Here is a 19,618-nt window from a genome sequence, read left to right on the forward strand (position 1 = left end):
GCCTTGCCTGCTAGGGGGTAAGACGGTATCTGCAGGTGAGGTGCATTGGTCCCTGCGCGCCAACGCCATTGCGTGCCGTGCTGGCGGGGCGCGGCTGCAGCGGTTCCTGCGAGAAGCGAATCAACGGGTCAGCCCTGCGGGGTCGCGACGCGCCGCGCCGCCTCTCCCCAATCCCGAATCCCCACTCCCCAATCCCGGCTCACTTGAACTTGTAGACCAGGTTCATCGTGGTCAAGGTATCGGTCTTCTTCTTGTCGTCGCTGACGTCGCTGTTGTAGCGCGCCTGCCAGCCGGCCTTCAGCGCCAGGCGCTCGTTCATGCTCACCGAGATGCCCAGGTCGTTCTGCGCGAAGGTGTTGTACGCGCCGGATTCGACCAGCAGGGTGTTGCCCAGCTCGGTGTTGCTGGTCAGGCCGTACTTGAAGTCGACCAGGCCGCGGCCGATCAGGCCGGTTTCGGTGCGGTCCTCGACCACGTCGTGGGCGCGGCGCACGCCGGGACCGATCTGCACGTCGATGCTGCGGCGGTCGCCGTCCATGATCCGGGTGCCGTAGCCGATGCCGATCGTCGCCAGGCGGTCGTAGGTGGCGAAGTCGTCGCGCTCGTAGCGCAGCGAGGCGGTCAGCTGGCGGTGCTCGCCAAGCTGCAGCGCGCTGCCGGCGCTGCCGGTGTAGCGGTTGGAGGTGGTCTGGCGCTTGCGCGAGGTGGTGCCGTCGGGATTGGTGTCGGTGTACTCGGCGCTGGCGTGCAGGGCGAGCAGGTCCAGGCTGTGGATCCAGTCGCCGTCCACGTATTGGCCCTTGAGCCGGCCGTTGAGGCTTTCGTTGGTGCTGTTGCCGTGCGAGGAGGCGAAGCCCAGTTCGCCCGATCCGCTCCACGGCGAACTGGCCGGGTCCGTGGCTGTCGGTGAGGTGGCGACGTCGGCGGCCCAGGCCGGGGACGTGCTCAGCAGCAACAAAGCGATGGCGGATACGAGGGTGGCACGGCGGGACATGGCTTCTCCGGGGATGAGGACGCAGCCTTCGGCTAACGAAATGGAAACGATTTCATCATACCGGATCCACATGACACCCTGGCCGGCCCCGGACGCCGGCTTCATCGGCGGTTCGGGCGCGCAGCCGGCTGCCGCGCCAGGCAGGCGTTTTCCGCCGTCGACTCAGACATAATCGGGGCCATGGACCGCTACGAACGCATCAACGCACTGCACCGCCTGCTCAAGTCCGCACGCTACCCGGTGACGGTGGCGCGGCTGCAGGACGAACTGGGCTGCTCCCGCGCCACCGTCTACCGCGATCTGGCCTTCCTGCGCGATGCGCTGATGGCGCCGGTGGAGGGCGACGGCGAGGCCGGCTTCCGCTACGAGTCCGGTGAGAGCGACCGGTTCGAGCTGCCCGGGCTGTGGCTGAGTTCGGAGGAACTGCACGCGCTGCTGGCCTCGCAGCAATTGCTGGCGCGCACCGGCGGCGGGGTGCTGTCCTCGGTGCTGGCGCCGCTGCAGCAGCGCATCGAGAGCCTGCTCGCCGCCCAGGCCGGGGCGACCCATTGGCCGGTGGAGCGGGTGCGGGTGATCCCGCACCGCGGCCGCAAGCTCGACGAAGCCAGTTTCCGCACCGTCGCCTCGGCGGTGCTGGAGCGCAAGCGCCTGTCCTTCGACTACCGCGCCCGCTCCACCGACGAATCGACCAAGCGCACGGTGTCGCCGCAGCGCATCACCCACTATCGCGACAACTGGTACCTGGACGCCTGGGACCATGGCCGCGACGCGGTGCGCAGCTTCGCGGTGGACCGCATCAACCACGCGCGCCTGCTCGACCAGCCGGCGCAGGACGTGGCCGACGCCGAACTGGATTCGCAGCTGGCGGCCAGCTACGGCATCTTCTCCGGCGCGCCCAAGGGCTGGGCCACCATCGTGTTCAGCCCCAAGGCCGCGCGCTGGGTCGCCGACGAGCACTGGCATTCCAAGCAGCAGGGCCGGTTCCTGGCCGATGGCCGCTACGAACTGAAGGTGCCCTACAGCGTCTCGCGCGAACTGCTGATGGACGTGCTGCACTACGGCTCCGATGCGGAGATCGTCGAGCCGCGCTCGCTGCGCGAGCAGGCCAAGGCGCTGCTGTCGCTGGCGCTGAGCAACTACAGCGACGACTGAGGCGTCGCCGCGCGCGCTGCGATAGCCCGCGTGGGAGCGGCTCCAGCCGCGACCGCGGCTTTACCGCCAATGCGTGTCGCAGCCTGGAGGTCGACGCCTACGCCGCATCCAGTGGCGCGCCGCCGCCGAGGATCACGCCGATGTTGCGCTCGATCCAGTCCACCAGCGCGTGCACATGCGCCGCGGCTTCCTCGCCGAGCGGGGTCAGGTCGTACTCCACGTGCGGCGGCACCACCGGGTAGGCGGTGCGCTGCACCAGGCCGTCCGCTTCCAGCGCCTGCAGGGTCTGCGACAGCATCTTTTCGCTGACCCCTTCCAGGCTGCGGCGCAGATCGCCGAAGCGATGGGTGCCCTTGCGCAGGGCGACCAGCACCAGCACGCCCCAGCGGCTGGTGACGTGGCTGAGCACGGCCCGGGACGGGCAGTTCTGCGCGAATACCTGGCCGCGCAGCTGGGTCGCGTCCGCGCAGCCGCGCGGTGCTTCGTCGAGAGGTTCGGAGAGGACGCTGGCCAAGCGGTGCACCTGTCTGTGGGGGAGGGCGCCCCGATCATACGGGCCGCGCCGGGTGCTTCGCTGAGCGAAGGATGATCGTGGTGCCGGTGCAGACCATGCCCGGTGCGGCGGCGTGGCGGCGTTGGATGGTCGCAGTAAGGGGCCTGATGTGGCCCGAACGGCACACGGGCGCGCGGCGTGCGCCGGCCCAGCGCAATGCGGATCGGCTCGTCCGCGTCGCAGCCGGCTGCGAGGGAACCGCTTCAGGGCTTGTTCGGCACTTCGAAGCCGAGCTTGCCGACCTGGTCGCGGCGCTGCGCCACGCGCTTGAGCTTGTCGATGTTGACCCCGTACTGGTGGTCCAGCTTGTCGACCAGTTCGCGGTACTGCTTGTGGCTCATGTTCGGCGAGCGCGCGAACACCCAGGCCAGATCGCGGCCCGGATAGTCGATCAGCGCCCAGGAATAGTCCGGCGCCACTTCCAGGATGCGGTACTTGGTGGGCACCATTCTGAAGAACCAGGTGGTCCAGCGGCGGTTGCCGGTGCCTTCCTTGACCGTGGCGCGCGAGTTGAGCTCCTTGACCGGCTCGTCGAAGCCGTTGCGGTACTCGTAGCGCACCGCGATCTTGCCGTCTTCCTTGAGGGTGTACTCGTCGCTGCTGGCGACGTGGCCGCGCTCGGCGAAGTACGGGATGTGGGCGATCACGTACCAGCGGCCCATGAAGCGCTGCAGGTCGATCGGCGGCTGCGCAGGCTCCTGCTCCGGGTCCGGCGCCTTGGCCCGGGCCGTCGGCAACGGGACGGCCATGCCCAGCAGCAGCACGGAAGCGAACAGGGAGAGCAGGCGCATAGGAGATTCCGGGGCGAAGGGCGAACGCCGGTGAAGTATGCGCGTGCGCCATGTCAATGGTGCGTCGCAGCCCCTGAGATGTCGCGGCGGCAACCTGCGCGCCTCGACTTCCAGGAGCTGCCGTCATGCCGATCGTTCCGTCCTCCCCGCGCACCCACGTCCCGCACCCGGGCCTGCGCCGCCTGCTGCGCCAGGCGATCCTGGCCGGGCTGGCCCTGGTCCTGGTATGGCCGGCCGCGCGCGGCCACAGCGAGTGGCTGGGCTGGCGGCCGCTGTGGCTGTTGGGCATGCCGTTGAGCGCCTGGTGGGCTCTGCATCGTTTCCCGCTGCCGCCGCTGCGGCGTCTGTGGGGGCAGTGGCGGGCCAGGCCGCGGGCGCAGGCGCGGCGGCGCCGGCCGGCGCTACGGACCGCGCGCCCGGCCTGACCTTCGGCAGGGGAGGGCGGCGATGCTGCGTGCTACGGTGCGGCGCTGTCCTTCCACGGATCCGAACATGTCCTCACTCGCACACGCCTGCCTGATCGCCGGCCTGCTCGCCGCCGGCACCGCCGCGGCCAAGGAAACCGCGATGCCCCAAGACCCCTACGCCTGGCTCGAAGACGTCACCGGCACCAAGGCGCTGGACTGGGTCAAGGCGCAGAACGCCAAGACCGAGGCGCGGCTGGCCGAGACCCCCGCCTTCAAGGCCCGCGAGGCCGGCATCCGCGAGGTGCTGGATTCCGACGCCAAGATCCCGGCCGTGCAGAAGATCGGCCCGTACTACTACAACCTGTGGAAGGACCGCGCCCACGAGCGCGGCCTGTGGCGCCGCACCACCCTGGACGAGTACCGCAAGCCCGAGCCGAAGTGGGAGACGGTGCTGGACCTGGACGCGCTGAACAAGGCCGAGGGCGAGAACTGGGTGTGGCATGGCGCCAACTGCCTGCGCCCGGAGTACCGCCGCTGCCTGATCGCGCTGTCGCGCGGCGGCGCCGACGCCGACGTCACCCGCGAGTTCGACCTGAGCACCAAGCAGTGGATCAAGGACGGCTTCTTCCGTCCCGAGGCCAAGGGCGGGCTGAGCTGGATCGATGCCGACACCGTCTACCTGTACACCGACTTCGGCCCCGGCTCGCTGACCAGCTCCGGCTACCCGCGCATCGTCAAGCAGTGGAAGCGCGGCACCCCGATGACCAGCGCCACCCTGGTCTACGAGGGCAAGCCGGACGACATGTACATCGCCGCGATGCACGACGATACGCCCGGCTACGAGCGCGATTTCGTCAGCCGCACGCTTGCGTTCTACAACGACGAGATGTACCTGCGCGGCGCCGACGGCCGCCTGACCAAGATCGACGTGCCCAACTCGGCCAACAAGGGCGTGCACCGCCAGTGGCTGACCCTGGAACTGCGCGATCCGTGGACGGTGGGCGGCACGACCTACCCGGCCGGTGCGCTGCTGGCGACCAGGTTCGACGATTTCATGGCCGGCAAGCGCGACTTCCAGGTGCTGTTCACGCCCACCGAGACCGCCTCGCTGGCGTCCTTCGCCTGGACCAAGTCGCGGTTGGTGCTGAACGTGCTCGACGACGTCAAGAGCCGGCTGTGGGTGCTGACCCCGGGCGAGGGCGAATGGGCGCGTGCAGCGTTCCCGGTCGGCGACCTGGCCTTCGGCAGCACCAGCGTCGATGCGGTCGATGCCGACGAGAACGACCAGGTGTGGCTGACCTCCACCGACTTCCTGACCCCGACCACGCTGATGCTGGCCGACGTGCAGCGCGGGCCGAAGAGCATCGAGACGCTGAAGGCGATGCCGAGCTTCTTCGACGCGTCCAAGGACGAAATCGAGCAGCACTTCGCGGTGTCCAAGGACGGCACCAAGGTACCGTACTTCCTGGTCCGGCCCAAGCAGCTCAAGGCCGACGGCAGCGCGCCGACCCTGCTGTACGCCTACGGCGGCTTCGAGATCTCGATGACCCCGTTCTACTCCGGCAGCCTGGGCCGCGCCTGGCTCGACCAGGGCGGCGTGTACGCGCTGGCCAACATCCGCGGCGGCGGCGAGTACGGTCCGCGCTGGCACCAGGCGGCGCTGAAGCAGAACCGGCACAAGGCCTACGAGGACATGGCGGCGGTGGCGCAGGACCTGGTCGCGCGCAAGATCACCTCGGCCAAGCACCTGGGCGTGCAGGGCGGCAGCAACGGCGGGCTGATGGCCGGCAACATGCTGATGCAGTACCCGCAGCTGTTCGGCGCGGTGGTGGTGCAGGTGCCGCTGCTGGACATGAAGCGCTACAGCCACCTGCTGGCCGGCGCCTCGTGGATGGCCGAGTACGGCAACCCGGACACCGACGACTGGAAGTTCATCCAGACCTTCTCGCCGTATCACCTGTTCGATCCGAAGAAGACCTATCCGCCGGTGATCTTCCTGACCTCCACCCGCGACGACCGCGTGCATCCGGGCCATGCGCGGAAGATGGCGGCGAAGATGATCGACGCCGGCAAGGACGTGACCTACTACGAGAACATCGAAGGCGGTCATGGCGGCGCGGCCAACAACGCGCAGGCGGCGCACATGCAGGCGCTGGCGTACAGCTTCCTGTGGGAGCGGTTGTCCAAGTGAGTGGTGTGGTCCGCGTCCCGGCTGGGGCGCGGACCATCTCCTGGCCTGGCGCGCCATCCAATGAGCGGTCGAGCCTGCGCGCAATGCGTCGCGTTGCGTCACGATCGCGCCGGCATTGTCCGCGTTCTCAAGCTGATCTCAGGTCGTCGCCGCAGCGGGTGCTCAGGCCCCGTCGGCCAACGACTTGACCAGGGTCAGCGAACGGACTTCATAACCCAGTTCTTCGTAAACGTGCAGTGCGTGGGTGTTGAAGGCCCAGACATTCAGGCGCATTTCGACACCGCCGCGCAGCGCCACCCACTCGTGCGCACGCTGCATCAGCGCCGGGCCGATCCTCTGGCCGCGATGGCGTTGGATGATGCCCACGCTGCCTACCCGGCCGAAGCGCATGGGCTGCAGCAGTGAGTGCGATTCCGACACCATGCCGACCGTGACGAAACCGACGAGGACGCCCTGCGCTTCGGCGACGATGGTGGTGGCATTGTCCTGGCCGATGCTGCGCTTCCAGTGCGCCACGTCGCGGTCCGCATCGCCCGGGCCGGCGAAGATGTGGGGAAACGCGTCATGGTGGACAGCGTTCACTTCCTCGCCGAGCGCGCAGATGGCAGCCAGATCGGATTCGATGGCTTCGCGATAGATGAGCAAGGCTGGTTTCACTCGCGTCTCCCCCGCCGCTGGTCGCCTCAGCGCGCCCAGCGCCCCAGCCCGCGCGCGATCCGCGCCACCGCCTCCTGCAGTCGTGGCAGGCTCTGGGTATAGGCGATGCGCACATGCTGGCGTGCGCGATGGCGGCCGAAATCCACGCCCGGGGTGAACGCGACGTGCTCGGTCTCCAGGAAGTGCGCGCAGAACGCCTGCGCATCGTCGGTGAAATCGGACACGTCGGCGTACAGGTAGAACGCGCCTTCCGGTTCGACGTCGATGCGGAAGCCGAGCGCGCGTAGCGCCGGCAGCAGGTAGTCGCGGCGCTGCGCGAATTCGGCGCGGCGCGCTTCCAGGATCTGCAGCGTTTCCGGCAGGAAGCAGGCCAGCGCCGCGTGCTGGGCGATGCTGGGCGCGCTGATGTACAGGTTCTGCGCCAGCTTCTCCAGCGACGGCACCGCCGCGCGCGGCGCCACCAGCCAGCCCAGGCGCCAGCCGGTCATGCCGAAGTACTTGGAGAAACTGTTGAGCACGTAGGCGTCGTCGTCGACTTCCAGCACGCTGGGCGCGTCGATGCCGTAGCTGAGGCCGTGGTAGATCTCGTCCACCACCAGGTGCCCGCCGCGGGCGTGCAGCGTCTGCGACAGCGCGGCCAGTTCGGCGCGCGACAGCACGGTGCCGGTGGGATTGGCCGGCGACGCCACCAGCGCGCCGACGCTGTCCGCGTTCCAGTGCCGCTGCAGCAGCTCCGGGGTCAGCTGGTAGCGGCTGTCCGGACCGACCGGCACCAACTGCGCGGCACCTTCGACCAAGCGCAGAAAGTGGCGATTGCACGGGTAGCCGGGGTCGGCCATCAGCCAGTGGCGGCCGGGATCGACCAACAGCGCGCTGGCCAGCAGCAGCGCGCCGGAGCCGCCGGGGGTGATCAGGATGCGCGCCGGATCCAGGTCGACGTCGTGACGCTGCCGGTAGAAGTCCGCCAGCGCCTGGCGCAGGGCCGGCAGGCCGCGCGCGGCGGTGTAGCGGGTATGGCCGGCGCCCAGCGCGGCCTGGCCGGCGGCGACGATCGGCGCAGCGGTGGTGAAGTCCGGCTCGCCGATTTCCAGGTGGATCACGTCGTGGCCGGCGTGTTCCAGTTCGTTGGCGCGGGCCAGCAAGGCCATCACGTGGAAGGGTTCGATCTCGCGGCTGCGCTGGCTGTAGCCGGACGCGGCGGGCGAGGCGCTGAGGGTGTCGCCAGGAAGGGAAGCCATGCGGCCGATGATAGAGGAGCGTGTTCCCGAGCGTGTTAGCCGCGTCCAGTTGGCGAGGTCCGGCAGATTGCGCGGTGGCTCTGGCGGCGCGACCCGAGATGGGCGCTGGGTCTGGGCGAATCGGGCGTAGGTCGGGGCCGTGCACACTCGTGCATCTGGCGTTGCTTTCCTGGTGATCGGTCGTGTGCGGTGCGATGCGGCGCCATTCGGCGTCGCTGGCCACGGCTGCCCGCCGCGATGCCATCGCGGCGCCGCGGGTCGCCGATTGCCCTGCGTCACAGGCCGCACTGCCTCGGCACGCTTGCCACGGCGCAGCGTTGCAGGGAGACTCGGCCGGCACTGCGCGGCGTCCGCCCGCTGCCGCCGCCCGGCCAAGGCGGCGCGTCCCGTTGCGTTACCGCCGCCGGAGCCCCATTAGATGCCTCACCGCCCCTTGCTAGCGAGCCTCGTCCTGCTCATGACCGCCTCCTTCGCTTCCTCCGCCTCCGCCGCCGCGGCCACCCCGCCGCATCCGGCCAAGCAGCCGCACGCGGTCAAGGCTCCGTTCGGCGCCGTTCGCCAGGACGCCTACTACTGGCTGCGCGACGACGCGCGCAAGAACCCGCAGATGCTGGCCTATCTCAACGCCGAGAACGCCTACGCGGATCAGGTGCTGAAGCCGCTGCAGCCGCTGGAAGACCGGCTGTACGAGGAGATCGTCGGGCGCATCAAGCAGGACGACAGCAGCGTGCCGTACCGCGAGCGCGGCTACTGGTATTACACCCGCTACGAGAGCGGCAAGGACTACCCGATCCAGGCGCGCCGCAAGGGCAGCATGGAGGCGCCGGAGGAGATCCTGCTCGACGTCAACGCCATGGCCGCCGGCAAGGGCTATTTCAGCGTCGGCGACGCGGCGGTCAGCCAGGACAACCGCATCCTGGCCTGGACCGAGGACGACGTCGGCCGTCGCCAGTACGTGGTGCGCTTCAAGAACCTGGACACCGGCGAGGTCTATGCCGACCGTATCCCCGGCGTGTCGCCGGACGTGGTGTGGGCCGACGACAACAAGACCCTGTTCTACGTCGAGAACGACCCGGAGACGCTGCTGACCGTGCGGGTCAAGAAGCACGTGCTCGGCACTCCGGCGGCGCAGGACGCGCTGGTGTACGAGGAGAAGGACGACAGCTTCTACATGGGCGTGGGCCGTACCCGCGACGACAAATACATCGTCATCGGCGTCGAAAGCACCGTGTCCTCCGAGCAGCGCTATGCGCCGGCCGCCGATCCGCAGCGCTTCACGGTGCTGGCGCCGCGCGAGCGCGACGTCGAGTACCACGCCGACCACTTCGATGGCCGCTGGGTGATCCGCACCAACTGGAAGGCCAAGAACTACGCGCTGATGACCGCGCCCGACGGCGCCACCTCGCGCGACCAGTGGCAGAGCTGGCTGCCCTACGACGAAAAGGTGTTCATCGACGGCTTCGAACTGTTCGACGGCTTCACCGCCATCGCCGAGCGCTCCGACGGCCTGGAGCGGATCCGCCTGCACTTCGCCGACGGCAAGGAGGAATACGTCAAGGCCGACGAGCCGGCGTACTCGATGGGCCTGTCGATCAATGCCGAACCGGACACGCCGTGGCTGCGCTACAGCTACACCTCGCTGACCACCCCGGCCACCACCTACGAACTCAACACCCGCACCGGCGAGCGCAAGCTGCTCAAGCAGCAGCCGGTGATCGGCTACGACGCCAGCAAGTACCAGACCGAACGCGTCTGGGTGACCGCGCGCGACGGGGTCAAGGTGCCGGTGTCGCTGGTCTACAAGAAGGGATTCAAGAAGGACGGCAGCGCCGCGCTGTACCAGTACGCCTACGGCAGCTACGGCATGTCCACCGATCCGGCGTTCAACCTGCCGGTGGTGAGCCTGCTCGACCGTGGCGTGGTCTACGCCATCGCGCACATCCGCGGCGGCCAGGAAATGGGCCGCGACTGGTACGACCAGGGCAAGCTGCTGCACAAGAAGAACACCTTCACCGACTTCATCGACGTCACCCGCGGCCTGGTGCAGCAGGGTTACGCCGCCCCGGATCGCGTCGCCGCGGCCGGCGGCAGCGCCGGAGGCCTGCTGATGGGCGCGGTGGCCAACATGGCGCCCAAGGACTACCGCGTGCTGGTGGCGCAGGTGCCGTTCGTGGACGTGGTCACCACCATGCTCGACCCGAGCATCCCGCTGACCACCAACGAGTACGACGAGTGGGGCAATCCCGAGCAGAAGGCGTACTACGACTACATGCTCAGCTACTCGCCCTACGACAACGTCAGCCGCCAGGCCTATCCGGCGATGTACGTCGGCACCGGCCTGTGGGATTCGCAGGTGCAGTACTGGGAGCCGGCCAAGTGGGTGGCCAAGCTGCGCGAGAACGACACCGGCAGCCAGCCGATCGTGTTCCGCGTCAACATGGAAGCCGGCCACGGCGGCAAGTCCGGCCGCTTCCGTCGCTACCGCGAAATGGCCGAGTCCTATGCCTTCATGCTGGACCAGCTGGGCGTGGAGCAACCGGCCAAGTGAGAGCTGCAAGCATCGGCTGGCCTGCGGGCTGGCCGATGCGCAGGTGGGGCGGCTGGCGTGAGGCCGGCCCATCCCGATGTTTGGTTGGATGGCGGATGGCCTGTGGCTTCACCCGTCGCGGCTGAAGCCGCTCCCACGGTGGGCGGAATCACCGCGCGAGAGCCGGCAGTCGCGCTGGCGGCGTGGTCGCTCCTGTGGGAGGGACTTCAGTCCCGACTGCAATCAGATCAGACGCACCAGTGGCTTCGCGCGTCGGGGCTGAAGCCGCTCCCACAGTGAGCATGACGGCCGAGTCGGACCTGAAGGGTCGATGGACTGAGCGCCATGCCATGCAGCAGCGCTGACGGCATTGGTAATGCCTTGTGGGAGGGACTTCAGTCCCGACTGCAAAGAGTCGGACGCGCCGCTGGCTTCTTCCATCGCGGCCGGAGCGGCTCCCACAGCCGCTGCCGCACGGCTACCTCGGTTGCGTCGGCGGCTGGTCGCCACTGCCCGCGCCAGCGCAGGCTTATCATGCCGCAATGCGCACGCACTCCCGTTTCCGCTGGGCCTGGTGGCTGCTGGCCTATGCCAGCCTGGCGACCGGCATCGTCGGCATCTTCGTGCCGGGCTTGCCGACCACGGTGTTCGTGCTGATCGCCGCTTACGCCGCCGCGCGCGGTTCGCCGCGGCTGCGCCGGCGTCTGCTGCGCGATCCGCGTTTCGGCCGCAGCATCCGCGACTGGGAACGGCATGGCGCGGTCAGCCGTCGCGGCAAGTGGATGGCGACGCTGACCATGGCCGCGTGCGCGCTGGTGCTGCTGCTGTTCGTGCACCGGCTGTGGGTGCAGGTGCTGGCGATCGGCTGCATGAGCGCGGTGGCGCTATGGTTGTGGTGGCGGCCGGAACCGCCGCGCGCGTGAGCGCGCTTTGTTGCGCGACCGCGGCACAGCCGGTTCATGCCGGTGTGGCTATACTCGGCGCATGAGCACATCGTCCTCTTCTCCGATCCGTCTCGTTCTCTCCGCCGCTGCGTTGCTGGCCCTGGCCGGTTGCGGCAACAAGGGTCCGCTGGTGATGCCGCAGAAGCCGGTGCCGGTGGAAGCCGAGCCCGCCACGCCCGCGCCGGATGCGACGCCGCCGGCGACCACCGATCCCGCCGGGCAGGCGCAGCCGGTGGATGGGCAGCGCCCGCCGGCCAACGACACCACCATGCCCACCAATGGGAATGAGTGAGGCCCGCCACGACGCGCGCCTGCGTTTCAGCAAGATGCAGGGCGCGGGCAACGATTTCATGGTGCTCGACCTGCGCGACGGCACCCCGCCGCCGGACGCCGCACTGGCGGTGCGCCTGGCCGACCGCCACTTCGGCGTCGGCTGCGATCAGATCCTGACCATCGAACCGCCGCGCGACGCCGCGGCGGTCGCCAGCTACCGCATCTGGAACACCGACGGCAGCGCCGCCGGGCAATGCGGCAACGGCGCACGCTGCGTCGCGGCCTGGCTGGTGCGCGACGGCAGTGCGCCGGCCGCGGACGATTTCGTCATCGAAAGCCCCGCCGGCAGTCACCACATCACCCGCAGCGCCACCGGCGAATTCGCCGTGGCGATGGGCGTGCCGCGCTTCGCGCCCGAAGACGTGCCGCTGGTCGGCTTCCCGCGTGCGCGCGAGGAGTATGTGCTGCCGCTGCAGGGCGGCAGCGTGCGCTTCGGCGCGGTGTCGATGGGCAACCCGCACGCGGTGCTGGAAGTGGGCCTGGTCGATGCGGCACCGGTGGAACGCCTGGGTCCGTTGCTGCAGCAGCACGCCTCGTTCCCGGATTCGGTCAACGTCGGCTTCGTGCAGGTGATCGACCGCGGCCACCTGCGCCTGCGCGTGTACGAGCGCGGCGTCGGCGAGACCCTGGCCTGCGGCAGCGGCGCCTGCGCGGCGGCCGCGGTGATGATGCAGCGCGGCCGGGTGGAGCGCGACGTGCGCGTCAGCCTGCCGGGCGGCGAACTGCGCGTGCAATGGCCGGAAGACACCGCACCGGTGGTGATGTCCGGGCCGGCGACGTTCGTCTTCGATGGAGAATGGATCCGATGAGCGAAAGCCAGGACAAGATCGGTGCGCACGAGGTGGCGGCGTGGCTGCGGCGCCATCCCGGCTTCCTCAAACAGTTTCCCGATCTGGCGCTGACCCTGGTGGTACCGCGCGACGACGGTCCCACCGCGTCGCTGGCCAGCTACCAGTTGGAAGTGCTGCGCGACAAGAACCGCGAACTGTCGCGGCGGCTGGCCGACCTGGCCGCCAACGCGCAGGTCAACGAGCGGCTGGCGGTGCGCACCCATCAGTTGACCCTGGCGCTGATGCGCCAGCGCAGCGCCGCCGACAGCGTGCGCGCGATGGCCGCGTCGCTGCAGGAGGATTTCCAGGGCGACCTGGTCAGCATCGTGTTGCTGCAGCCCTTGCCTGGCCTGGAACAGGCGCCGTGGCTGCAGGTGCTGGCGGCCGACGATCCGCGGCTGGCGCCGTTCCGCGATTGCCTGAAGGACGGCGAGCCGATCTGCGGCCGCCTGCAACCGGAAAAGCAGGCGCTGCTGTACGGCGAGCGCGTGGACGAAGTGCAATCCACCGCGCTGCTGCCGCTGCCCGGCCTGGGCCTGATCGCGGTCGGCAGCCGCGACCCGAACCGGTTCTATCCCGGCATGGGCACCTTGTTCCTGCGCATGATGGGCGAGGCGCTGGCGGTGGCGTTGCAGCGATGAGTGGGGCCGGGACTCGGGATCCGGGACCCGGGACCCGGGACAGCGCCGGAACCGGCGCTGCCGATCATCAGGCCGGGCAGGGCAGTGCTGGCATCGCGAGCGAGGCCACGTCTCCCGGGTCCCGGGTCCCGGGTCCCGCGTCCCGGTTCCTCGCCTACCTGCAGGTCGAGCGGCGCATGTCCGCGCATACCCTGGACGCGTACCGGCGCGACCTGGCGGCGCTGGAGGCGTGGGCGGCCGCCAACCTGCTTGGCGAACCGGCCGCGCTGGATGCCGCGCAACTGCGCAACTTCATCGCCGCCGAGCACCGCCGCGGGCTGTCGCCCAAGAGCCTGCAGCGGCGGTTGTCGGCGTGCCGCAGCTTCTATGCGTGGCTGCTCAAGCACGGCCACATCGCCACCAGCCCGGCCGCGGCACTGCGCGCGCCGAAGGCGCCGCGCAAGCTGCCGCAGGTGCTCGACGCCGACGAGGCGGTGCGCTTGGTCGAAGTGCCGACCGATGCGCCGCTGGGCCTGCGCGACCGCGCGCTGCTGGAGCTGTTCTATTCCTCCGGCCTGCGCCTGAGCGAACTGTGCGCGCTGCGCTGGCGCGATCTGGATTTCGTCGCCGGCATGGTCAGCGTGCTTGGCAAGGGCAACAAGCAGCGGCTGGTGCCGGTCGGCTCGCACGCGCGCGCCGCGTTGCTGGCGTGGCGCGAGGAAAGCCGAGGCGAGGCTGCCGCGCCGGTGTTCCCGGGCCGTGGCGGGGCGCCGATCGGCGCGCGCGCGGTGCAGATCCGCATCAAGCAACTGGCCGGGCGCCAGGGCCTGTTCAAGCACGTGCATCCGCACATGCTGCGGCACAGTTTCGCCAGCCACATCCTGGAATCCTCCGGCGACCTGCGCGGCGTGCAGGAACTGCTCGGCCATGCCGACATCGCCACCACGCAGATCTACACGCATCTGGACTTCCAGCACCTGGCCAAGGTCTACGACGCATCGCACCCGCGGGCCAAGCGCAAGTCCTGAGCGCTGCATCGCGACCGCACGGTTGCCATCGCACCCGCGCTTGTTCTGGATCAAGGCGAGTCGGCGAAGGCGGGACGACACTGTCCTCCCACGTTGCGAGGGCTCACCGATGGTCAAATCCTTTCCGCTGGCGCCGCGCCGCCCCGAACGGCTGTGCTGGGGCTGCGACCGCGATTGCGCGGCACACGACCTGGCCTGCGGCAACGGCACCGGGCGCACCCTGCATCCGATCGAAACCCAGGGCGAGGACTGGTACGTCGCGTGGGACATCGCTGCCGATCCGGCACGGCCGGCGCATGCCCGACTCGGCGACGCTTGAACCGCGCGCTGCCAGCCCCCACACCTGAGTCATCGCTCCGGAGGCCGCATGGATCCCAGTCAGAACCCCAATGTTTTCCACGCCACCACGATCCTGTCGGTGCGCCGCGATGGTCGCGTCGCCGTGGCCGGCGACGGCCAGGTGACCCTGGGCCACACCGTGATGAAGGGCAATGCGCGCAAGGTGCGCCGGCTCGGCCGCGAGGGCCAGGTGCTGGCCGGCTTCGCCGGCGCCGCCGCCGATGCATTCACCCTGTTCGAACTGTTCGAGGCCAAGCTGGAGAAGCACGGCCAGCTGACCCGCGCCGCGGTGGAACTGGCCAAGGATTGGCGCACCGAGCGCCGCCTCGGCAAGCTCGAGGCGCTGCTGGCGGTCGCCGACAAGGAAACCTCGCTGATCATCAGCGGCACCGGCGATGTGATCGAACCGGAGGACGGCATCATCGCCATCGGCTCCGGCGGCTCCTACGCCCTGTCGGCGGCGCGCGCGCTGCTCGGCCACACCACGCTGGACGCGCGCACCATCTCCGTCGAAGCGCTGAACATCGCCGGCGACATCTGCATCTACACCAATCGCAACGTGGTGGTGGAAGAGCTGTGAATCGGGAATGGGGACTGGGGAATCGCAACAGCGGTTCCCGTCTCCGTCACCGATGACGCCTGCTTTCCCATTCCCGATTCTCCATTCCCGATTCCCTCTTCGATTTCCCGACCATGACCGATACCCATAGCACCATGACCCCGCGCGAGATCGTGCAGGAGCTGGACCGCCACATCGTCGGCCAGCACGAGGCCAAGCGCGCGGTGGCGATCGCGCTGCGCAACCGCTGGCGGCGCATGCAGTTGCCCGATGCGCTGCGCAACGAAGTGATGCCGAAGAACATCCTGATGATCGGCCCCACCGGCGTCGGCAAGACCGAGATCGCGCGGCGCCTGGCGACGCTGGCCAATGCGCCGTTCGTCAAGGTCGAGGCGACCCGCTTCACCGAGGTCGGCTACGTCGGCAAGGACGTGGAGCAGATCGTGCGCGACCTGGCCGACACCGCGGTCAAGCTGTACCGCGAGCAGGCCAAGACCCGCGTGCGCACGCAGGCCGAGGAGCGCGCCGAGGACCGCATCCTCGATGCGTTGCTGCCGCGGCGCAGCGCCGGGATCGGCTTCGATCCGGAAGCCGCACGCAACGAGCCCTCGGCGCAGGACAGCGACACCCGCAGCAAGTTCCGGCGCATGCTGCGTGCCGGCGAACTGGACGAGCGCGAGATCGAACTGGATGTCGCGGTCAACGTCAGCATGGACATCATGACCCCGCCGGGCATGGAGGAAATGGGCCAGCAGTTGCGGCAGATGTTCTCCAACCTGGGCGGCGGCAAGTCGCAGTCGCGCAAGCTGACCATCAAGGCCGCGCGGCCGCTGCTGATCGAGGAAGAGGCCGGCAAGCTGGTCAACGAGGACGATGTGCGCGCCGCGGCGATCGAGGCCTGCGAACAGCACGGCATCGTGTTCATCGACGAGATCGACAAGGTGGCCAAGCGCAGCGAGGCCGGCGCCACCGGCGGCGACGTGTCGCGCGAAGGCGTGCAGCGCGATCTGCTGCCGCTGGTGGAAGGCTCCAACGTCAGCACCAAGTACGGCACGGTCAAGACCGACCATATCCTGTTCATCGCCTCCGGTGCGTTCCACCTGGCCAAGCCCAGCGATCTGATCCCGGAGCTGCAGGGCCGCTTCCCGATCCGGGTGGAACTGTCGGCGCTGTCGAAGGACGACTTCATCCGCATCCTCACCGAACCGAAGGCGGCGCTGACCAAGCAGTACGAAGCGCTGTTGCTGACCGAGGGCGTGAGCCTGCGCTTCACCGACGACGCCATCGCGCGCCTGGCGGAGATCGCGTTCCTGGTCAACGAGCGCCAGGAGAACATCGGCGCGCGGCGTCTGCACACCGTGCTCGAGCGCCTGCTCGACACGCTGAGCTACGAAGCCCCGGACCGCGACGGGCAGAGCGTCACCGTGGACGCGGCCTACGTCGATGCGCACCTGGGCGAGCTGGTCCAGGACCCTGACCTGAGCCGGTATATCCTGTAGGACCTGGTGCGATCCACCTCGGCAGGCGCGTTGCCCGCGCCTGCCGCTGTGCACCTTGTCCCTACGTCACGCCTACGTCGCGCGCGTCGTAGGAGCGGCTTCAGTCGCGATGAGGCCTTCCCGGGAATGCCGTCGCGGCTGAAGCCGCTCCTACGAGACGTGGCAGCTCCGCTTACGCTGCACGCACCCGGCGCGAACTCAATACAGCGGCGTGCCCGCCTTGTACGCGGCCACGAACGACTGCCAGTCCAGTTGCACCTGCGCGGCGTAGTCGAACGCGAACTGGCGCAGTTCCGATTTCAGGCCGCTCTTGCTGCTGGCCGCCTGGTCGATCTGCTTGTCGATGCTGTAGGGCACCACGTTCGGGTCGTAGTCCTGGTCGGCCAGCGCATGCGCCGAGGCCAGGGCCTGACCCAGGTAGGTGGCGGCGGTGGCGAGCTTGCCGGCGCTGTCCAGCGCGGTCGGGTCCAGGTCCTGCTGGAACGGGGATTTCTCGTGCACGTAGAACGGGGTGCCGTTGACGCTGGCGTAGCCGACCAGCACGTCGGCGTCGATGGTCTGCGCCTTGGCGGTACGCGCCACCCGCGCGCCCTCGTTGTTGTCGTAGGTGGAGGCCGGCATCTGCGACGGCGCGGCCACGGCGACCACGCTGGCCGCTTCCTGCTTCCACTCCAGGATCACGTCGTCGCTGGTCGACGCGCTCGGGCCTTCGATCAGCACGTACAGGCGCAGGCGGCCGAGGCTGCCGGTGCCCGAGCCCAGCTTCTGGCGCACGTCCTTGATGCCGTAGTAGCTGGCCGCATAACGCTTGGACGCGGCGATCGAGCCGATGTAGCCGTTCATCGCCGCGGCCACCGCCGAGGCGGTGCCGGCGTCCACCGCGACCAGGTTGTCCAGGTTCTGGAACTGGCGCTTGCCGCCGTTGACCACCGTGTACTTGGACAGCAGGCTGCTGCGGCTCTTGCCGTCGGCGCTGTCGATGATCTTGGCCACCGCGCCGCTGGTGTTGCGCTTGCTCAGCTGGAAGCTTTCTTCGGCGTCGCTGCCGCGGAAATCGGCGATCTTGTCCAGGTAGGCGCCGACCATGGTGTCGATGGCGTCGCCGATGTCGCTGTCGGACAGGCCGTTGTCGCGCCCGGCCAGCACCATGCTCGCGGCCAGCCGGCGCAGGTCCCACACGTACTGGCCGAGGTGGCCTTCGTCGAAGTCGGCGACCTTGAACACCGCCTTGCCGCTGCTGTCGCGCGCCGCATCGAAGTTGCCGAGGTGGGTGTCGCCGCCGAGCCAGGTGTAGCCGGTCTGCGGCGAGGTCCACAGCGAACCCGGCAGGGTTTTCATGTCCTGGTAGAAAATATGGTCGGTGCCGCGGTAGAAGGCGTAGGCGCCGGTGGCCATGGTCGCCATCTTGGTATCCAGCTCGGCGCGCTGCGCGGCGTAGGGATGGTTGTAGTCGTGGATCTGCTGCACCACCCAGGCGTCGCGCTTGCTCGCCGCGGTCGCGCATCCGGCGCAGGCGGCGAGGGTCAGGCCGATCAGCAGCAACTGCGGCAGGCGGGTGGACATCGCAGGTCTCCAGGCGCGGACGAAGGAACCGGCAGTCGACCACGCCTGCATTGCACGCGGATGAACCTAGAAGTAGCGCAGCCAGCCCAGGTCGCGGCGCCGCGCCTTCAGCCGCGCGAACGCGGCGGTGGGCCAGTACAGGGCCAGGCCCAGCAAGGCGGCGATCGTCCACAGCGCGGCCACGCTGTCCACGCCGAACAGGTCGCCCTGGTTGGCGCCCCACAGCGCCAGCGCGGCCAGGTAGGCGAGCTTCAGCACGTACAGGTGCAGCAGGTAGAAGAACATCGGCGCCGCGCCGATCGTCGCCAGTGGCGCCAGGGTACGGGCCACGGCGGGGTGCTCGTACAGGCGCAGCAACAGCAGGCCCACGCCCAGGGTCAGCAGCAGGAACTGCAGCGATGGCGGGTACTTGGTGACGTTGAAGAAGCTCATCGCGGTATGCGCGAGGTCGTCCTGCGCCTGCCAGGGCGCATCGCCGTAGCCGTTGTGCCAGCGCAGCAGGTGGAAGCCGGCCAGCGCGCCCAGCCCCCAGGCCAGCAGGCGCTGCTGGCGGTGTGCCGGGTCGGTGGCGGCGCCGTACCAGGGGCCGGCGGCGTAGCCGAGCGCGATCACCCCGATCCACGGCAGCACCGGGTAGGAGGTGCGCAGGCGCAGCTCGCCCAACTCCAGCCAGCGCCGGTCGTGCAGCACCGCCCAGGCGGCCGCGAGTGGGCCGTCGCCCTGCACCTGCACGGCGTCCAGCAGGGCAACCAGCGCCGCGCCGAGCAGGGCCAGCGCCGGCAGCGGCAGCCACAGCAGTGCGGCCAGGGCGAGCATGCTCAGGCCGATCACCCAGATCACCTGCAGGTACAGCGCCTGCGGCGGGAAGGCGCCGCTCCAGGCCAGGTTGACCAGGGTCAGCTCCAGCACGATCAGGAACAGGCCGCGCTTGAGCAGGAAGCGGGCGGCCGCCGCGCGTCCGTCGGCCTGCCGGGACGCATACAGCCAGGCCGACAGGCCGGTGAGGAACACGAACACCGGCGCGCACAGGTGGGCGAGGGTGCGCGCGACGAACAGTGCCGGCGCCGTGCCCTCCACCTCCATCGGGTCGCCGACCGGGTGGTGCAGGTAGAAGGTCTCGCGCACGTGGTCGAGCAGCATCAGCAGCATTACCGTGCCGCGCAGCAGGTCGATCGGGGCCAGTCGCGCGGCGGGCGTCGCGGGGACGGCGAGGGAGGCGGGCGAAGCGAGGGCAACAGATGGCATGCGGTGCGATCGGTGTCGATTTTTTGAAACAATATAACAGTTGGCCAGCGGGGCCCTTGCCGCCGCTGCTGGCGCGGGGATTCTCGGGCTTGGCCGCGCAAGGGGGGCGGCGCGGCGGCGGCGGCGCGGGTCGGGCGGGGCAAGCCGG

Annotated in this window: 19 protein-coding genes; 12 read left to right on the forward strand and 7 right to left on the reverse strand. The window is 69.3% G+C overall.

Going from position 1 to position 19,618, the window contains the following annotated elements:
• Positions 1-199: 199 nt before the first annotated feature.
• The gene (locus tag D180_RS05765; RefSeq protein ID WP_017907670.1) at positions 200-994 is read right to left on the reverse strand and encodes a DUF481 domain-containing protein; all 795 of its coding nucleotides are present in this window, start codon (positions 992-994) and stop codon (positions 200-202) included.
• 180 nt (positions 995-1,174) lie between these two features.
• On the opposite strand from D180_RS05765, the gene D180_RS05770 reads away from it, so the two are divergent.
• The gene (locus D180_RS05770; RefSeq protein ID WP_010341069.1) at positions 1,175-2,146 is read left to right on the forward strand and encodes a YafY family protein; all 972 of its coding nucleotides are present in this window, start codon (positions 1,175-1,177) and stop codon (positions 2,144-2,146) included.
• Positions 2,147-2,243: 97 nt separating this feature from the next.
• On the opposite strand, the gene D180_RS05775 is transcribed toward D180_RS05770, so the two are convergent.
• Positions 2,244-2,660 (reverse strand): helix-turn-helix domain-containing protein, encoded by a 417-nt coding sequence (locus D180_RS05775; RefSeq protein ID WP_017907669.1) that lies wholly within the window; start codon positions 2,658-2,660, stop codon positions 2,244-2,246.
• A gap of 242 nt (positions 2,661-2,902) precedes the next feature.
• Complete coding sequence (locus tag D180_RS05780) at positions 2,903-3,448, reverse strand: lipocalin family protein (RefSeq protein WP_223875579.1); 546 nt, start codon at positions 3,446-3,448, stop codon at positions 2,903-2,905.
• A gap of 167 nt (positions 3,449-3,615) precedes the next feature.
• On the opposite strand from D180_RS05780, the gene D180_RS05785 reads away from it, so the two are divergent.
• Both D180_RS05785 and D180_RS05790 read left to right on the forward strand, forming a co-directional pair.
• Complete coding sequence (locus tag D180_RS05785) at positions 3,616-3,915, forward strand: hypothetical protein (protein ID WP_017912049.1); 300 nt, start codon at positions 3,616-3,618, stop codon at positions 3,913-3,915.
• A gap of 67 nt (positions 3,916-3,982) precedes the next feature.
• On the forward strand, positions 3,983-6,088 hold the full coding sequence (locus tag D180_RS05790; RefSeq protein ID WP_017912050.1) for a prolyl oligopeptidase family serine peptidase: 2,106 nt from the start codon (positions 3,983-3,985) through the stop codon (positions 6,086-6,088).
• 162 nt (positions 6,089-6,250) lie between these two features.
• Here the strand turns inward: D180_RS05790 and D180_RS05795 are convergent, their stop codons facing one another.
• The gene (locus tag D180_RS05795) at positions 6,251-6,733 is read right to left on the reverse strand and encodes a GNAT family N-acetyltransferase (RefSeq protein ID WP_017912051.1); all 483 of its coding nucleotides are present in this window, start codon (positions 6,731-6,733) and stop codon (positions 6,251-6,253) included.
• A 38-nt stretch (positions 6,734-6,771) separates the two neighbouring features.
• Entirely contained in the window at positions 6,772-7,983 is a 1,212-nt protein-coding gene (locus tag D180_RS05800) for a pyridoxal phosphate-dependent aminotransferase (RefSeq protein WP_017912052.1), read from the reverse strand.
• Positions 7,984-8,440: 457 nt separating this feature from the next.
• Here D180_RS05800 and D180_RS05805 point away from each other — a divergent pair, with 457 nt between their 5' ends.
• From D180_RS05805 to hslU, 9 genes are all read left to right on the forward strand, one after another.
• Positions 8,441-10,531 carry an oligopeptidase B gene (locus D180_RS05805; protein ID WP_017910006.1) on the forward strand — a complete coding sequence of 697 codons (2,091 nt, stop codon included), beginning with the start codon at positions 8,441-8,443 and terminating at the stop codon, positions 10,529-10,531.
• 521 nt (positions 10,532-11,052) lie between these two features.
• Positions 11,053-11,433 carry a YbaN family protein gene (locus D180_RS05810; protein ID WP_017910007.1) on the forward strand — a complete coding sequence of 127 codons (381 nt, stop codon included), beginning with the start codon at positions 11,053-11,055 and terminating at the stop codon, positions 11,431-11,433.
• A 61-nt stretch (positions 11,434-11,494) separates the two neighbouring features.
• A complete protein-coding gene (locus D180_RS05815) occupies positions 11,495-11,746 on the forward strand; it encodes a lipoprotein (RefSeq protein ID WP_043090539.1) in 252 nt (83 codons plus the stop codon).
• Positions 11,739-12,596, forward strand: coding sequence for a diaminopimelate epimerase (dapF, locus tag D180_RS05820; RefSeq protein WP_017912054.1), 858 nt, complete (start codon positions 11,739-11,741; stop codon positions 12,594-12,596). The genes D180_RS05815 and dapF overlap by 8 nt, the downstream gene beginning before the upstream one ends.
• Positions 12,593-13,258 carry a DUF484 family protein gene (locus D180_RS05825; protein WP_043090541.1) on the forward strand — a complete coding sequence of 222 codons (666 nt, stop codon included), beginning with the start codon at positions 12,593-12,595 and terminating at the stop codon, positions 13,256-13,258. The genes dapF and D180_RS05825 overlap by 4 nt, the downstream gene beginning before the upstream one ends.
• 92 nt (positions 13,259-13,350) lie before the next feature.
• Positions 13,351-14,265: a tyrosine recombinase XerC gene (gene xerC, locus D180_RS05830; RefSeq protein ID WP_081616412.1), complete on the forward strand. Its 915-nt coding sequence runs from the start codon at positions 13,351-13,353 to the stop codon at positions 14,263-14,265.
• 109 nt (positions 14,266-14,374) lie between these two features.
• Complete coding sequence (locus D180_RS05835; protein WP_017912056.1) at positions 14,375-14,584, forward strand: DUF3079 domain-containing protein; 210 nt, start codon at positions 14,375-14,377, stop codon at positions 14,582-14,584.
• 48 nt (positions 14,585-14,632) lie between these two features.
• On the forward strand, positions 14,633-15,184 hold the full coding sequence (gene hslV / locus D180_RS05840; RefSeq protein WP_017912057.1) for an ATP-dependent protease subunit HslV: 552 nt from the start codon (positions 14,633-14,635) through the stop codon (positions 15,182-15,184).
• Between the two features lie 113 nt (positions 15,185-15,297).
• Positions 15,298-16,662 carry an ATP-dependent protease ATPase subunit HslU gene (gene hslU, locus D180_RS05845; RefSeq protein ID WP_017912058.1) on the forward strand — a complete coding sequence of 455 codons (1,365 nt, stop codon included), beginning with the start codon at positions 15,298-15,300 and terminating at the stop codon, positions 16,660-16,662.
• A 198-nt stretch (positions 16,663-16,860) separates the two neighbouring features.
• On the opposite strand, the gene D180_RS05850 is transcribed toward hslU, so the two are convergent.
• Both D180_RS05850 and D180_RS05855 read right to left on the reverse strand, forming a co-directional pair.
• Positions 16,861-18,225, reverse strand: a complete 1,365-nt coding sequence (locus D180_RS05850; RefSeq protein ID WP_017912059.1) for a DUF2252 family protein — start codon at positions 18,223-18,225, stop codon at positions 16,861-16,863.
• Between the two features lie 66 nt (positions 18,226-18,291).
• Positions 18,292-19,470, reverse strand: a complete 1,179-nt coding sequence (locus D180_RS05855) for a heparan-alpha-glucosaminide N-acetyltransferase domain-containing protein (protein ID WP_043090540.1) — start codon at positions 19,468-19,470, stop codon at positions 18,292-18,294.
• Between the last annotated feature and the right edge of the window lie 148 nt (positions 19,471-19,618).

The sequence above is a fragment of the Xanthomonas sp. SHU 166 genome, from assembly GCF_000364685.1.
GTDB lineage: Bacteria > Pseudomonadota > Gammaproteobacteria > Xanthomonadales > Xanthomonadaceae > Xanthomonas_A > Xanthomonas_A sontii.

What these genes read in the sequence shown, in the direction of transcription:
- D180_RS05790 (WP_017912050.1), top strand. Translation starts at nt 3,983, where the DNA reads ATGTCCTCACTCGCACACGCCTGCCTGATCGCCGGCCTGCTCGCCGCC.
- hslV (WP_017912057.1), top strand. Translation starts at nt 14,633, where the DNA reads ATGGATCCCAGTCAGAACCCCAATGTTTTCCACGCCACCACGATCCTG.
- dapF (WP_017912054.1), top strand. Translation starts at nt 11,739, where the DNA reads ATGAGTGAGGCCCGCCACGACGCGCGCCTGCGTTTCAGCAAGATGCAG.
- D180_RS05765 (WP_017907670.1), bottom strand. Translation starts at nt 994, where the DNA reads ATGTCCCGCCGTGCCACCCTCGTATCCGCCATCGCTTTGTTGCTGCTG.
- D180_RS05785 (WP_017912049.1), top strand. Translation starts at nt 3,616, where the DNA reads ATGCCGATCGTTCCGTCCTCCCCGCGCACCCACGTCCCGCACCCGGGC.
- D180_RS05825 (WP_043090541.1), top strand. Translation starts at nt 12,593, where the DNA reads ATGAGCGAAAGCCAGGACAAGATCGGTGCGCACGAGGTGGCGGCGTGG.
- D180_RS05780 (WP_223875579.1), bottom strand. Translation starts at nt 3,448, where the DNA reads ATGGCCGTCCCGTTGCCGACGGCCCGGGCCAAGGCGCCGGACCCGGAG.
- hslU (WP_017912058.1), top strand. Translation starts at nt 15,298, where the DNA reads ATGACCGATACCCATAGCACCATGACCCCGCGCGAGATCGTGCAGGAG.
- D180_RS05805 (WP_017910006.1), top strand. Translation starts at nt 8,441, where the DNA reads ATGACCGCCTCCTTCGCTTCCTCCGCCTCCGCCGCCGCGGCCACCCCG.
- D180_RS05855 (WP_043090540.1), bottom strand. Translation starts at nt 19,470, where the DNA reads ATGCCATCTGTTGCCCTCGCTTCGCCCGCCTCCCTCGCCGTCCCCGCG.
- D180_RS05800 (WP_017912052.1), bottom strand. Translation starts at nt 7,983, where the DNA reads ATGGCTTCCCTTCCTGGCGACACCCTCAGCGCCTCGCCCGCCGCGTCC.
- D180_RS05835 (WP_017912056.1), top strand. Translation starts at nt 14,375, where the DNA reads ATGGTCAAATCCTTTCCGCTGGCGCCGCGCCGCCCCGAACGGCTGTGC.
- D180_RS05815 (WP_043090539.1), top strand. Translation starts at nt 11,495, where the DNA reads ATGAGCACATCGTCCTCTTCTCCGATCCGTCTCGTTCTCTCCGCCGCT.
- D180_RS05810 (WP_017910007.1), top strand. Translation starts at nt 11,053, where the DNA reads ATGCGCACGCACTCCCGTTTCCGCTGGGCCTGGTGGCTGCTGGCCTAT.
- D180_RS05770 (WP_010341069.1), top strand. Translation starts at nt 1,175, where the DNA reads ATGGACCGCTACGAACGCATCAACGCACTGCACCGCCTGCTCAAGTCC.
- D180_RS05850 (WP_017912059.1), bottom strand. Translation starts at nt 18,225, where the DNA reads ATGTCCACCCGCCTGCCGCAGTTGCTGCTGATCGGCCTGACCCTCGCC.